11 protein-coding genes and 1 tRNA gene are annotated in these 14058 nt (G+C 56.0%); 9 read left to right on the forward strand and 3 right to left on the reverse strand.

The window, feature by feature from the left end; genetic code table 11:
- Positions 1–70: 70 nt before the first annotated feature.
- From Q1A43_RS15090 to Q1A43_RS15120, 7 genes are all read left to right on the forward strand, one after another.
- Positions 71–256 carry a twin-arginine translocation signal domain-containing protein gene (locus tag Q1A43_RS15090; protein WP_299922017.1) on the forward strand — a complete coding sequence of 62 codons (186 nt, stop codon included), beginning with the start codon at positions 71–73 and terminating at the stop codon, positions 254–256.
- Between the two features lie 121 nt (positions 257–377).
- Positions 378–3275, forward strand: coding sequence for a formate dehydrogenase subunit alpha (locus Q1A43_RS15095; RefSeq protein WP_299922018.1), 2898 nt, complete (start codon positions 378–380; stop codon positions 3273–3275).
- 12 nt (positions 3276–3287) lie between these two features.
- Positions 3288–3881: a formate dehydrogenase FDH3 subunit beta gene (gene fdh3B / locus Q1A43_RS15100; RefSeq protein WP_299922020.1), complete on the forward strand. Its 594-nt coding sequence runs from the start codon at positions 3288–3290 to the stop codon at positions 3879–3881.
- A 113-nt stretch (positions 3882–3994) separates the two neighbouring features.
- Positions 3995–5221, forward strand: coding sequence for a formate dehydrogenase subunit gamma (locus Q1A43_RS15105; protein WP_299922021.1), 1227 nt, complete (start codon positions 3995–3997; stop codon positions 5219–5221).
- Positions 5221–6546: a c-type cytochrome gene (locus tag Q1A43_RS15110; RefSeq protein WP_299936506.1), complete on the forward strand. Its 1326-nt coding sequence runs from the start codon at positions 5221–5223 to the stop codon at positions 6544–6546. The genes Q1A43_RS15105 and Q1A43_RS15110 overlap by 1 nt, the downstream gene beginning before the upstream one ends.
- Before the next feature lie 4 nt (positions 6547–6550).
- Complete coding sequence (locus Q1A43_RS15115; protein WP_299922025.1) at positions 6551–6676, forward strand: hypothetical protein; 126 nt, start codon at positions 6551–6553, stop codon at positions 6674–6676.
- A gap of 7 nt (positions 6677–6683) precedes the next feature.
- Positions 6684–8012, forward strand: a complete 1329-nt coding sequence (locus Q1A43_RS15120) for a sigma-54 dependent transcriptional regulator (RefSeq protein ID WP_299936507.1) — start codon at positions 6684–6686, stop codon at positions 8010–8012.
- Positions 8013–8014: 2 nt separating this feature from the next.
- Here the strand turns inward: Q1A43_RS15120 and Q1A43_RS15125 are convergent, their stop codons facing one another.
- Both Q1A43_RS15125 and Q1A43_RS15130 read right to left on the reverse strand, forming a co-directional pair.
- A complete protein-coding gene (locus Q1A43_RS15125; protein WP_299922029.1) occupies positions 8015–9958 on the reverse strand; it encodes a HAMP domain-containing sensor histidine kinase in 1944 nt (647 codons plus the stop codon).
- Between the two features lie 88 nt (positions 9959–10046).
- Positions 10047–11486 (reverse strand): 2-isopropylmalate synthase, encoded by a 1440-nt coding sequence (locus Q1A43_RS15130; protein ID WP_299936509.1) that lies wholly within the window; start codon positions 11484–11486, stop codon positions 10047–10049.
- Positions 11487–11634: 148 nt separating this feature from the next.
- Here Q1A43_RS15130 and Q1A43_RS15135 point away from each other — a divergent pair, with 148 nt between their 5' ends.
- The gene (locus Q1A43_RS15135) at positions 11635–13293 is read left to right on the forward strand and encodes an NAD+ synthase (protein ID WP_299936512.1); all 1659 of its coding nucleotides are present in this window, start codon (positions 11635–11637) and stop codon (positions 13291–13293) included.
- Positions 13294–13421: 128 nt separating this feature from the next.
- A tRNA-Ser gene (locus tag Q1A43_RS15140) sits at positions 13422–13511 on the forward strand.
- Between the two features lie 68 nt (positions 13512–13579).
- Here Q1A43_RS15140 and Q1A43_RS15145 read toward each other — a convergent pair.
- Positions 13580–13834, reverse strand: a complete 255-nt coding sequence (locus tag Q1A43_RS15145; protein ID WP_299936513.1) for a hypothetical protein — start codon at positions 13832–13834, stop codon at positions 13580–13582.
- Between the last annotated feature and the right edge of the window lie 224 nt (positions 13835–14058).

The raw sequence follows: 14058 nt of genomic DNA on the forward strand, positions 1-14058 counted from the left end.
GGTTGCTGGCGGAGAGTCAGCATTTCGAGTGACGGGCAACCGTCAGAACACATCAAGGGGAGAACCCAAGATGACAAAAGAAACCAAGGCATCGCGCCGTGATTTCTTGAAAATGGCCGGAACCACGGCGCCTGTAGCGGCGTTGGCAGTTGCGACCACAGCAGGCGAAGCCCAAGCGGCGGAACCTGATCTGGCATCGAACAAGATGCAAGATACCGCGCATACCCGCGCCTATCTCGATTCCGCCCGGTTCTAAACCGGACGTGATCACCCCGCCTTTTGGCAACTGGTTGCGTGACGCCCGACCGTCAAAAGATCATTCGTGAATACCAAGCAAGCTGGGGATCAAACCCCATGCACGCAAGGGAGAGAGAAACATGCTTAGGAAAAAGACCAACGGGGTTGCGCGACGCCCCCAGCGGACCAGTATCCTTTCTGAAGCTGCAAATGCTTCAGTAGACCGCCGTGCGTTTTTGCGCGGGTCCGGTCTTGCGATCGGTGGCCTTGCCGCGATTGCAGCCACCGGCGGTACGGTGCAGCAGGCTTCGGCCGCGACCACTGCAACCGGCGCGGTGGAAACCAAGAAATCCATTTGTACCCACTGTTCGGTCGGTTGTACCGTTGTGGCCGAGGTATCGAATGGCGTTTGGGTTGGGCAAGAGCCCGGCTGGGACAGCCCGTTCAACCTTGGTGCGCATTGCGCCAAAGGGGCCTCGGTGCGTGAGCACGCCCATGGCGAACGCCGTCTGAAATACCCTATGAAAAAAGAGGGTGGAGAGTGGAAGCGCATCAGCTGGGAACAGGCGATCAATGAGATCGGCGACGGCATGATGAATATCCGGGAAGAAAGTGGCCCGGATAGCGTCTATTGGCTGGGTTCGGCCAAACACTCGAACGAACAAGCCTATCTGTTCCGCAAGTTTGCTGCCTATTGGGGCACCAACAACGTGGACCACCAGGCGCGTATTTGTCACTCAACCACAGTTGCCGGTGTTGCAAACACCTGGGGCTATGGTGCGATGACAAACTCGTACAACGACATCCACAATTCCAAAGCGATCTTTATCATTGGTGGTAACCCAGCCGAAGCGCACCCCGTTTCGCTGCTCCACGTTTTGAAGGCGAAAGAGCAAAACAACGCTCCGCTGATCGTTTGTGACCCACGTTTTACCCGTACTGCGGCCCATGCGGATGAATACGTCCGCTTCCGTCCCGGTTCGGATGTGGCGTTGGTCTGGGGTATTTTGTGGCACATATTCGAAAACGGTTGGGAGGACAAAGAGTTCATCCGCACCCGTGTTTGGGGCATGGACCAGATCAAAGAAGAAGTGGCCAAGTGGACCCCTGAAGAAGTCGAACGTGTCACTGGCACGCCCGGTTCTCAGCTCCGCCGCGTTGCCCGTACCATGGCAAACAACCGTCCCGGCACCGTGATTTGGTGTATGGGTGGTACGCAGCACACCAACGGTAACAACAACACCCGCGCGTATTGCGTGCTTCAGCTGGCGCTGGGCAACATGGGCACCTCGGGTGGTGGCACCAACATCTTCCGCGGTCACGACAACGTTCAGGGCGCAACCGACCTTGGTGTTCTGTCGCACACTTTGCCTGGCTATTATGGCCTGTCCAAAGGTGCATGGGCCCATTGGGCGCGCGTTTGGGAAGAAGACGGCGAATGGCTCGGCAATCAGTTTGCAAAGACCACCGGTGCCGACGGCAAGGAAAAGTCGCTTCAGAACCTAACCGGTATTCCGGTTTCGCGCTGGATCGATGGTGTTCTTGAAGACCCGGAAAACATGGACAACCCGGACAAAGTCCGCGCCATGGTTCTTTGGGGTCACGCGCCGAATTCGCAGACTCGTGGGCCGGAAATGAAAACGGCGATGGAAAAGCTGGACATGCTGGTCGTGATCGACCCGTATCCCACCGTTTCCGCCGTTATGCATGACCGTACCGATGGTTGTTACCTGCTACCAGCGGCGACACAGTTTGAAACGCGTGGCTCGGTCACGGCGTCAAACCGGTCGTTCCAGTGGCGTGAACAGATCATGGATCCGCTGTTTGAATCGAAGACTGATCACGAAATCATTGGTCTGTTCTCGAAGAAATTCGGCTTCCATGAGCGCCTGTTCCGCAACATCGAGCTGGAAGAAGATGGCATCACGCCAAATGTCGAAGACACGCTGCGTGAGATCAACAAAGGCATGTGGACCATTGGCTATACCGGCCAGTCGCCCGAACGTCTGAAACTGCACATGGCCAACCAGCACACGTTCGACAGAACCACGCTGCAGGCGATTGGTGGTCCGGCGGATGGCGATTACTACGGTCTGCCATGGCCTTGCTGGGGCACCGCAGAGATGGGTCACCCCGGAACGCCGAACCTCTATGATATGTCCAAGCCGGTTTCCGAGGGTGGTCTCACCTTCCGGGCGCGCTTTGGCGTTGAGCGGGATGGCGACAACCTGTTGGCCGACGGTGTCTACAGTGCGAATTCGGAAATCCAAGACGGGTATCCGGAATTCACCATGCAGATGCTGATGGACCTTGGTTGGGATGGTGATCTGACCGACGAAGAACGTGCCTCGATTGAGGCCGTAGCCGGTGCCAAGACCAACTGGAAAACCGACCTTTCCGGCGGTATCCAGCGTGTTGCGATTGCGCATGAATGTGCGCCGTTTGGTAACGCCAAGGCCCGTGCCGTCGTGTGGACGTTCCCGGATCCGGTGCCGCTGCACCGCGAACCGCTCTACAGCCCGCGTCGCGATCTGGTTGCGGATTATCCAACCTACGAAGACCGCAAGTTCTATCGTCTGCCGACCATGTATGCGTCGATCCAGAAGAACGACTTCTCCAAAGACTTCCCAATCATTCTGACCTCTGGTCGCTTGGTTGAATACGAAGGCGGCGGTGATGAAACACGGTCGAACCCATGGCTGGCTGAACTTCAGCAGGACATGTTCGTCGAGATCAACCCACGTGACGCCAACAACCTAGGTGTGCGCGACGGGGCTCAGGTCTGGGTCGAAGGTCCAGAAGGCGGCAAGGTCAAGGTTATGGCGATGGTCACCAACCGGGTCGGCGAAGGCGTTGCCTTTATGCCGTTCCACTTTGGTGGTCACTTCCAAGGTGCGGATTTGCGGGACAAATACCCCGATGGCGCTGATCCCTATGTATTGGGTGAAAGCACCAACACCGCGCAGACCTATGGGTATGACTCGGTCACTCAGATGCAGGAGACAAAATGTACTCTCTGCAAAATCTCAGCAGCATAAGGAGAACAGGATATGGCACGAGCTAAGTTCCTATGTGATGCCGAACGCTGCATCGAGTGTAACGCCTGCGTCACCGCATGTAAGAACGAGCACGAGGTGCCTTGGGGCATCAACCGTCGTCGCGTTGTTACCATCCAAGATGGTAACCCCGGCGAACGCTCGATCTCGGTGGCCTGTATGCATTGTTCCGATGCGCCATGTATGGCGGTGTGTCCGGTCGACTGCTTCTATCAAAACGAAGAAGGCGTCGTCCTGCACTCCAAGGATCTCTGCATTGGGTGTGGTTATTGCTTCTACGCGTGTCCGTTTGGCGCGCCGCAATACCCACAGGCTGGTAACTTTGGATCCCGCGGCAAGATGGACAAATGTACCTTCTGCGCCGGTGGCCCCGAAGAAAACCACTCGACCGCAGAGTTTGCCAAATACGGTCGCAACCGTATTGCCGAAGGCAAACTGCCGATTTGTGCAGAAATGTGTTCCACCAAGGCCCTGTTGGCGGGTGACGGCGACATCGTGTCGGCGATCTACCGTGAACGTGTGGTTGCTCGCGGCTTCGGCTCGGGTGCTTGGGGTTGGGGCACTGCCTACGACCAAAAGGGCGGCTGACGCTCTGGATGGGCGGGGGTATCCCCGCTCTATCTCCAATCAGCAGGGCGGCCCTCTTCCCTCGGGCTGGCCTGCGCCTCATTCGAATTCTAGACCTCCAAGGAGGGTGACACATGCTGCGCATGGCACTCGCACTTGTCTTTTCACTGCTGCTGACAAGCGTCGCGCAGGCTGAAGATGTGACCGCAACACCTGCCCCTGATCGCGCCGCGACCGGTGGCGCTCAGACGCTCGAAGACATCATGGCCCGCCAGCGTGGCGAAACGGTTGATGATGCGTTTCGGCGCGACAATGTCGGCGACCCCGCCGCAGACCCCGGCGCGGCCCAGCTCGCCCCTCTTGGTGGTGCATCAGACCCGGAACTGTGGCGCGCGCTGCGTTATGGTTCGGCTGACCTGACAACCTCGGCCCGCAGCGGAGGTTCGGCCATGTTAGTCCAGGACGGCGGCATGTGGTGGTTAACCTTCCGCGAAGGCCCGCTGGCCACCTACGGCGGCTGGCTTTTACTCGGGACCATTGGCGCGCTGATCTTATTCTATCTGTTGCGAGGCAAAATTGGCATTGATGAGCCGATGACCGGCCACACTGTTACCCGTTTCAAATTCATCGAACGCATGGCGCATTGGATTTTGGGCGGGTCATTCATCCTATTGGGCCTGACCGGGCTGTTTGTCTTGTTTGGCCGAAACTTCATCGCGCCCTATCTTGGGCACGAGTTCAACTCGACCCTGCTCACCGTGTCAAAACTGATCCACAACAACGTGGCTTGGGCCTTTATCCTTGGGCTGATTATGGTGTTCTTTATGTGGGTTTGGCACAATATTCCCGACCGCACGGACATCAAATGGTTTGCCCAATTCGGCGGTATCATTGGCAAAAACCACCCCCCAGCCAAGAAATTCAATGGGGGTCAAAAGATCATCTTTTGGTCGGTTATCTTATTTGGTGGCTCGATTGCCTTGTCCGGCGTGTCGTTGCTGTTCCCTTACGAACTGCCGTTGATGGCGAAAACCTTCGTTTTGTTAAACGACATCGGTGCGCCGGGTTGGGTGGGCTTGGCCCCCTTGCCGACCGAATTGTCGCCGCAAGAGGAAATGCAATACACCCAGCTCTGGCACGCGATTATGGCCTTTGTCCTTATGGCGATTGTGTTGGCGCATATTTATATCGGCTCGGTCGGTATGGACGGTGCGGCGGATGCGATGACCACGGGCGAAGTTGACGAAGCATGGGCGCATCAGCACCACTCGATTTGGCTTGATGAGGTTCTTGTTGCCGAAGGGCGCGAGCCGCGTGATGCCAAACCCAAAGACACCACCCCCGCTACTCCGGCGGAATAATGCGAGGTCTTGCGCCACTCATAAGCTTGCTTGCCCTTTGGGTAACGCCAGCCGTGGCGCAAGATTTTACCACGCTCAAAGGGCACGGAGGCCCGATCATGGATATCGCCGTCGCCCCAGATGGGACGGTGGTCACCGCTAGTTTTGACAATTCGGTCGGGGTTTGGGACGGGCGCACCCCGACATGGTTGGAAGGACATGACGCGGCGGTTATTGCGTTGACGTCACCCGAGACCCAACTTGTCATCTCTGGTGGTGATGATTTTCGTGTTTTGGTCCAGCATCCCGAACTATCCACCGCACTGCGCGTTACCGAACACAAAGGGAAGGTGAGCGATATTGCCATCGACCTGCGCAATGACCGCTTGGCTACCGCGAGCTGGGACGGAACCATTCATTTGGTGACGATCGTTCGTCTATTGCAGTCTATTGATAGCCCTCCTTTTGACTTTCTACCTCGTGTATTGACCGGGCACAAAAGTGGGGTAAATGCTGTGGCTTTCGCCCCATCAGGAGGGCTCTACTCTGCATCGTCGGATGGAACCATCTTGAATTGGGAAGGGCGTGACACGGCAATTCATGGGCGACCCATCGTCAAACATGGCTTTGGTATCAATAAACTGATCGTCACCGACGACTGGCTTGCCTATGGCGCTGTGGATGGTGGCACCCGAATTGTTCACCCAGAAACTGGTGACCAGATTTCCGACTTCACTCTTGATCGCCGCCCGATCCTGTCGATGGCCTATCACGCTGACACCCATCAGCTCGCTGTTGGGGACGGGCAGGGCTATATCATGATGATCGACACCGCCGCTTGGAAAATATCACGTGATTTTCGCGCCACGCGCAATGGTCCGGTCTGGGCTTTGGCCTTCTCCAACGACGGGCAAACCATCTGGGCCGGGGGGCTGGATGATGTGGCCTATGGTTGGCCGGTGGCCAGTCTGGATGAATATGATCCGGCCATAAACGGTGAGCGAAGCTTCCTTCAGGCCGCTGACACCATGCCCAACGGTGAACGGCAATTTATGCGCAAATGTTCGATCTGTCATGCCCTCGAAGCAGGGCCATCCCGTAAAGCTGGCCCAACGATGCACGGTGTTTTCGGACGCCGCGCCGGGACAGTTCCGGGGTATTCCTATTCCGACACCTTGGATGGATCGCCGATTATCTGGGATGAGGCCACCATCGATGCCCTGTTTGATCAGGGGCCTGACCACTATATTCCGGGCAGTAAAATGCCCATGCAGGTGATCGCGAAGCCACAAGATCGCGCCGATCTGATCACCTTTCTCAAAGACAATACAAGCCAAGGAGACTAACCCAATGAAAGCCATGTGGGCCGGGTTCGCCGCAACCATCATCATCGGCATTGCCGCCAATTTCATTCTCGCAGAGATAGGCTTTTCCGCCGAAGAGCGCTATTCCGGTGCCAGTGTCCGATTGAACTGAGGTACATGTGGCAGACGAATACGGGAACAGCCTAAAGGGCGCGTCGATCCTTGTGTTGGACGACGAACCGGGCATGCGCAATTTCCTAACCAAAATCTTGGAACCCCGCTGTAAACGGGTGGAACAAGCCGGATCACCGGACGAAGCGACGGCCATGTTGGACCGGGCGCATTTTGATTTGGTCATCCTCGACAACATCATGCCGGGAAAAACCGGGCTGGAATGGGTTGTCGAGCAAAGTCGCCTTGGCCTGTTTGCCGATACGATCCTGATCACGGCCTATGCCGATCTCGAAACGGCGATTACGGCGTTGCGGGCGGGGGTGTCGGACTTTGTATTGAAACCGTTTCGCGCCAACCAGATTTTGAATGCGGTATCGCGCACATTGGACCGCAAGTATTTGCAACGTGACAACACGCTTTTGCGTCATGAATTGTCGTCGGACAATGCCCGTGGTCAGCTTCTAGGCACGTCCGATGCCTTGGCCGATGTGCGGGCGATGTTGCACAAGCTCGCCCCGCTACCGACACCGGTTTTGTTCACCGGGGCCAGTGGGACGGGCAAAGAGGTCGCTGCGCGCACCCTGCATCAACTTTCGGATCGGGCCGAAAAGCCCTTTGTCGCCGTAAATTGCGCGGCTTTGGCCCCGGATCGTATTTCACAGGAATTGTTTGGGGTCGTCGAAGGCGCGGATCAGCGCAAAGCCGGCCTATTCCTTCTTGCTGACGGTGGGACTTTGTTCTTGGACGAAGTGGCCCAAATGACCGAACCTTTGCAAGCGGCGCTCCTGCGGGTGCTTGAGGATCAACGCGTGCGGCCGGTTGGTGGCGAACGTGATATCCCGCTGAACCTGCGGCTGTGTTTTGCCACCAATGCCAATTTGGAGCGCGCGGTCGAAGAGGGCAGGTTCAGGCCGGATCTCTATCACCGCATCAACATCGTCAATATCGACATGCCTTTGCTCAAGGATCGATCCGAGGACATTGTCGAACTTGCCAGCCTATTCATGACTCATTTTTCAATGGCGTTGGGGATGCCCGCGTTGGAATTGGACGATGAAACCCTTCTAAAACTACGCCGCTATGATTGGCCCGGAAATGTGCGTGAACTGCGTAATCTGATCGAGCGATCGGTAATTTTGGGTGAGTTCCCGGATGAGTTTTCTGGCAACGGTCAAGTAACCGGCGCGCAGGCGATGGAGACGTTGGATTTCGTGATGCAGCGCCACATCCTGCATGTGCTAGATCAATGCGACGGCAACCGGGCCGAGGCGGCGCGACGTTTGGGTGTGTCACGCAAAACCATAGATCGCAAATGCGCCGCGTGGGGTGAGTGACGTTACGCGGCAGGTAGCCACACGGTGAACTCGGCCCCGCGATCCGTGTTGCGGGCCGAGATGATACCACCCGAGCGTTGGATCAGGGTTTGACTGATCGAGAGGCCAAGCCCGGTGCCTTCCGCCTGTTTGGTGGTGAAAAACGGATCGAAAACCGAATTGAGTTTGTCTTCTGGAACGCCGGGGCCTGTATCGCTGATAATTAGTGCGGCTCCCTCTGTTCCATCTCGTTGCGTGGGTGCCAAAGCGATAGACAACTCACCGTGATCCCCCATAGCTTGGACCGCGTTGACGATCAGGTTGATCACCACTTGTTGCATTTCGCCGGGGTCTATTTTGACCGCAGGTGCATCGCCAAGGTTCAGCACAATAGAAATGTCCCGTTTGATGATCAGGTGATCGACCAAAACCAAGCAGTCGGACACAACCGGTTGCAACATAGTGGTTTCTTCGTATCCCGAAAATTCACCGGGGCGGGCGAATTGCAAAAGCTTGCCCACGATTGCATCAATGCGCGAGACTTGTTGATCAACTAAATCCAGCTCGGTTTTGACATCCTTGGCATGCTCGCCCAACGTTTCACGCATGACGTCAACATTGCCTTGGATCACCGCAACCGGGTTGTTGATTTCATGGGCGACGCCCGCGGTAATTTCACCAATCGAGGCGAGTTTTTCTGACATCACCAGCTGTTTAAACGTCTGTTCGAGCTTGGCATTGGCATCACGTAGTTCCGAGGTGCGTTGATCAACCCTTTGGTTCAACTCGTCCGCCCAAGCGCGCAGTTTCTGATCGCGATCTTGGACTTGGTTCAACAAACTGTCCAAATGCGCGGCCACTTGGCCGATCTCATCCTTGGTGCCTATATTGCCATTCCGGGCCGATAGATCGCCTTTTTCCACCTTGCGCATGGTCGAACTCATTCGTTCCAATGGCGCAAAAATACCTTTGGCCAGCCAAAGGAACACAGGCCCAGACAGGGCCAAAACCGCACCAAAGGCCACCATCATCCACAAATAGGCGGATCGTTTTGCCGCTGCAAAAGGCGCTTCCAGGAAGCCGACATATAGCATTCCGACACGTTGGCCAAAGCTATCAGTAAGCGGCAGGTAGCCGGAGATATACCAATCATTGACCACAAAAGCCCGGGCCAGCCATGTCTGACCTTGATCTAAAACTTTGCTTCGTACCGCGCCAGAAACACGGGTGCCAAGGGCGCGCACATCTCCGAAGAGACGCACGTTGGTCGATACGCGCACGTCATCAAGAAACAGTGTGGCGGTGCCCTGTCGCTCGCCACCGGTGACGGCGTTCAAGTAAACAAGGGCGTTGATCGTGTCGATGAATTGCAGATTGCGGTTCAACAAAATGCCGCCAACCAAAACGCCTTTGTGACCCGGGATCATAACCGGAGAGGCGCTATGAACGACCATGCCGCGATCTTCGACAGTCCGCGATGTCGGGCTGGCGGCTTCTGTGTCGATTAGGTCAATGCGGGCCTGTGTGGTCAAACCATCAGAAAAATCTTCAAGATCTGTGGTTGAAAAAATGTCGATCTGGGTGTTGGCCATGCCGTTCAACGCCGTGCGAATGACGGGCCATTTGCTTGCGACGGGTTCGACCTTGTCGCTTGGGATAAAGTAAAGGAAATCCAGCTCTAGCGCATCCCGTTTGGCGCTGAAATAGGCGTTCTGAGCGGTGACCGAGCGATCCAGCAAAGTGGAAAATTCGGTCGATTCCGCGACGCTAAGAAGATCGGTGCCGGTTTCGGTCATCAGGCGCGCCAAATACTGTTCTGCGATGCGCAGATCGCTTTCGACATTGGCGATCAAAACCTTGTCGTAATCCGCACTCCACCGCGTCATCCCCAATAGCAAAAGCAAGGGCATAAGCACGATCAATGGCAACAGGGCCAAGATCAACAGGCGCAAACGAACAGTAGACATCAAGGCTCCGGTCATGGATTGCCGGCCAGCCTATCGGCGCAACGGTGTTGGCGCAAATGCGACTTTGTCACTGCGGGAACCCACCGGCCTAGTCAGAGGCTTCGACGGCTTCTTCTGCGGGCTCGGCAACGGCCGGTTTACCGGTCAGGGCACCATTGACCCAATCGCCATTGGCCTCTTCGCCGGTGGCATAGCGCATGGTGCCGATCCCTTGGCGTTTGCCGTTCTTGAACATGCCGGTGTAGATGTCGCCATTGGCGTAGGTTGCAATGCCTTCACCGCTTATTTCGCCGCGTTCCCAGTTGCCGTCATAAACAAACCCACCGGCCATGTTGATCACACCTTGGCCATGGCGTTGACCATCGCGGAATTGCCCTTCGTACAAGGTGCCATCTGGGTAGGTGGCTTTGCCTTCGCCGTGACGCTGGCCGTCTTTCCAACCGCCTTCATAGCGATAGCCGTCAGGGTAGGTCATGATCCCAAAGCCGTTATTGCGGGCGTTGGACCATTCACCGGTGTAAACCAAGCCATTGATATAGCTGGCCACGCCACGTCCGTCGATCACGCCTTCTTTCCAGTCGCCGTCATAGGTCGACCCATCAGGATAGGTGATTTTGCCCTTACCATTGGCAAGGTCACCCTTGAACGCGCCTTCATAAACCGAGCCATCGGGGTAGGTGACTTTGCCCTGGCCTTCGATCTGGCCTGACACCCAATTGCCTTCGTATTTGTAGCCGTCCTTGCCAAAAAAGGTGCCCTGGCCATGGCGTTGGTCATTGTTGAACTCACCTTCATAAGTGTCTTCATTGGCATAGGTGACTTTGCCCGCACCCTCGCGGCGACCATCAACCAACTGGCCTTCGTAAATATCGCCGTTGGGCTGGACCAGCTTGCCTGATCCGTCGATCTGGCCGTCGCGCCACGTGCCTTCGTAGATTAGGCCATCTGGCATGGTTAACTTGCCCTGACCTTCGCGTTCGCCATCGGCAACACGGCCATCATAAATCGAACTGTCGGGATAGGTGATTTTGGCACCACCTTCTTTGACGCCATTCACCCAATCACCATCGTAAAGGTACCCATTGGGCGAGGTCATGATGCCCTTGCCGTGGTGCAGCGCGTTGCGGAACGACCCTTCGTAGCGCACGCCATTGGCATAGATCGCCACGCCGTTGCCGGTGATCTTACCGTCGCGCCAAGTGCCCTCGTAGGTGCCGCCATCAGCAAAGGTGATCTTGCCGACACCTTCGGGTTTGCCCTTGGCGAACTTGCCCTCATAGACCGACCCGTTGGGAAACCGCGCGACGCCGTCGCCCTTGATTTCCCCTTCGAACCAATCGCCGTTGTATTCATAGCCATTGGGCAATCGATAGGTGCCGGTGCCGTGTTGCAACCCGTCTTGGAACGTGCCGACATATTCGCCGCCGTCGTCATATTGTTTGGTGACAACCTCAGTGTCCTGCGCGCTGACTGGCCCGGCCAGTGCTAGCGCGGCGACAAAAAGGGTGATGATACCTGCGGTCTTCATGCTCGTCCCGTCCCCATTGCGGGTGTTCCAATTGGCCAAAACGTAACCAAGGCGGGGCTTAGGGGCAATCTCTTTTGCCCATTACGCTTTTCCTCCGGCGTGCATCTGCTATTTCAAAGGTGAAACGCGAAGAATAAGGGCAGGCCCGATGAGTGATCGTTTTCGTCTGACACTGGCACAGTTGAACCCAACAGTGGGTGATTTGCACGGCAATGCTGCCAAGGCACGCGATGCCTGGGAGCAGGGCAAAGCCGCCGGTGCCGACATGGTGGCGCTGCCTGAAATGTTCATTACCGGCTATAATGCACAGGATTTGGTGATGAAACCGGCCTTTCACGCCGAGGCCATTCAGGTTGTTGAACAATTGGCGATTGACTGCGCCGATGGTCCGACACTGGCGATTGGCGGCCCTTGGGTCGAGGGAACCGAGCTTTACAACGCGTATCACATTTGCACCGGTGGCAAGATTGTGCGCACGGTTCTGAAACATCACCTGCCGAATGAAACCGTGTTTGATGAAAAGCGGATTTTTGACAGCGGGCCGTTGTCTGGGCCCTATAGCGTCGGTGATGTGCGGATCGGCTCGCCGATTTGCGAAGATGCTTGGCACTCGGATGTGGCTGAAACGCTCGAAGAAACCGGGGCGGAGTTTCTTTTGGTCCCCAACGGATCGCCTTATTACCGCAACAAATTCGAAACCCGGTTGAACCACATGGTTGCCCGGGTCGTCGAAACGGAACTCCCTTTGGTCTATCTGAATATGACCGGTGGGCAGGATGATCAGGTGTTTGACGGCGGAACCTTTGTGTTGAACCCCGGCGGCAAGATCGTTTTGCAATTGCCGGTGTTCGATGAGGTCATCGCCCAAGTTGATTTCGAACGCGGCTCGGATGGCTGGCGCGCGCTTGATGGGCCGTTCACCAAACACCCGGACGCGTGGGAACAAGATTACCGCGTGATGGTCGAATCCCTGCGGGACTATTTGTACAAAACGGGCTTCAAAAAGGTCTTATTGGGTCTGTCAGGCGGGATCGATTCCGCCATCGTTGCAACCATCGCGGTCGATGCTTTGGGGGCGGAAAATGTGCGCTGTGTCATGTTGCCGTCGGAATATACTTCGTCTGACTCCTTGGATGACGCCAAAGCCTTGGCCGAGAATCTGGGATGTCGCTACGACTTTGTCCCGATCGCCGAAGGCCGTGCCGCGATCACCAACACGCTTGCCCCGCTTTTCGAAGGCACCGAAGCCGATCTGACCGAAGAGAACATTCAGTCGCGCCTTCGTGGGCTGTTGTTGATGGCCCTGTCGAACAAGTTTGGCGAAATGCTTTTGACCACCGGCAACAAATCCGAAGTCGCAGTCGGTTATGCGACGATCTATGGCGACATGGCGGGCGGCTATAACCCTATCAAAGATATGTATAAAACCCGTGTGTTTGATCAATGCCGCTGGCGCAATGAAAACCACCGGGATTGGATGAAGGGGCCGTCCGGCGCGGTGATTCCGGATCGGATCATCACCAAACCCCCCTCTGCCGAGCTTCGCGATGATCAAAAGGACAGCGATAGCCTACCGGATTATCCGGTGCTTGATGCTATCCTTGAGATACTGGTCGACAAAGAAGGGTCAATCGCCGATTGCGTCGCCGCCGGTTTTGACCGTGCGGATGCCAAAAAGGTGGAGCACTTGCTCTATATTAGCGAATATAAACGCTTCCAATCCGCACCCGGTCCACGCCTTACACCCCGGGCGTTTTGGTTGGACCGCCGTTACCCGATTGTGAATCGTTGGCGCGACAACTCCTGACTTTGTCATTGGGGTTGCCCCGAAACGGGTTGATAAAACGGGAACTGATCGGGCAATTGAAAAAACATTGTTTGGTCGGTTAGAAATCGACTTGCACCCCCCTAGACCTTTCCGTTAAACGGGTCGACGGAGAGGTGGCCGAGTGGTCGAAGGCGCACGCCTGGAAAGTGTGTAGGCGGGAGACCGTCTCGAGGGTTCGAATCCCTTCCTCTCCGCCACAATCTTGGTGAACATCTCAACCAATTGCCTGCCTTTCCAAAGGCATTTCCTCACTCCAATGCATTCATCAACTCGACGGTGGAGTAGTTGCGCTTTGCGTCGATGATCCTCGTTTGCCTGCACGCCGATAGTTGGGGCAACATGCTTTTGCCGATTTTGTACCACCCATCAGAACAACGTTTTCCGCGTTTTCCATAAGCTCAACACGAGGGAATCGGCGAACTGTGACCTCGCTGATGTCGCTTGATGCGAGGTCTAAGTCTACGAGATTCTTGAACGACGGGAAGCGCGCCATTTGGGCCTGATAGGCAATTGAACTCACCTCACGCTCCGCCAATTCCGTTTGGAGCAGTTGGACAACATTGGGGTGGTTGTCTCAAACGCTGGAGCTCCTTGCGTGACCAAATTATCGACTGCATTCGAAAGGTCGTACTACAGGTGCGCGTAAGTTCATGAATTGAACCGCTCGGGGTTTTCCGGAGGCTCCAAATCTGGGAAGGATTGGAGTCATTGAAAGAGACAACAGAGCGAGCCGCTATTCACCTG

This window comes from uncultured Pelagimonas sp. (assembly GCF_947498515.1).
Lineage (GTDB): Bacteria > Pseudomonadota > Alphaproteobacteria > Rhodobacterales > Rhodobacteraceae > Pelagimonas.

Excerpts from the sequence above, each read along its gene's own strand:
- Q1A43_RS15115 (WP_299922025.1), top strand. The coding sequence starts at position 6,551 with ATGAAAGCCATGTGGGCCGGGTTCGCCGCAACCATCATCATCGGCATT.
- Q1A43_RS15105 (WP_299922021.1), top strand. The coding sequence starts at position 3,995 with ATGCTGCGCATGGCACTCGCACTTGTCTTTTCACTGCTGCTGACAAGC.
- Q1A43_RS15110 (WP_299936506.1), top strand. The coding sequence starts at position 5,221 with ATGCGAGGTCTTGCGCCACTCATAAGCTTGCTTGCCCTTTGGGTAACG.
- Q1A43_RS15090 (WP_299922017.1), top strand. The coding sequence starts at position 71 with ATGACAAAAGAAACCAAGGCATCGCGCCGTGATTTCTTGAAAATGGCC.
- Q1A43_RS15095 (WP_299922018.1), top strand. The coding sequence starts at position 378 with ATGCTTAGGAAAAAGACCAACGGGGTTGCGCGACGCCCCCAGCGGACC.
- Q1A43_RS15135 (WP_299936512.1), top strand. The coding sequence starts at position 11,635 with ATGAGTGATCGTTTTCGTCTGACACTGGCACAGTTGAACCCAACAGTG.
- fdh3B (WP_299922020.1), top strand. The coding sequence starts at position 3,288 with ATGGCACGAGCTAAGTTCCTATGTGATGCCGAACGCTGCATCGAGTGT.
- Q1A43_RS15130 (WP_299936509.1), bottom strand. The coding sequence starts at position 11,486 with ATGAAGACCGCAGGTATCATCACCCTTTTTGTCGCCGCGCTAGCACTG.
- Q1A43_RS15125 (WP_299922029.1), bottom strand. The coding sequence starts at position 9,958 with ATGTCTACTGTTCGTTTGCGCCTGTTGATCTTGGCCCTGTTGCCATTG.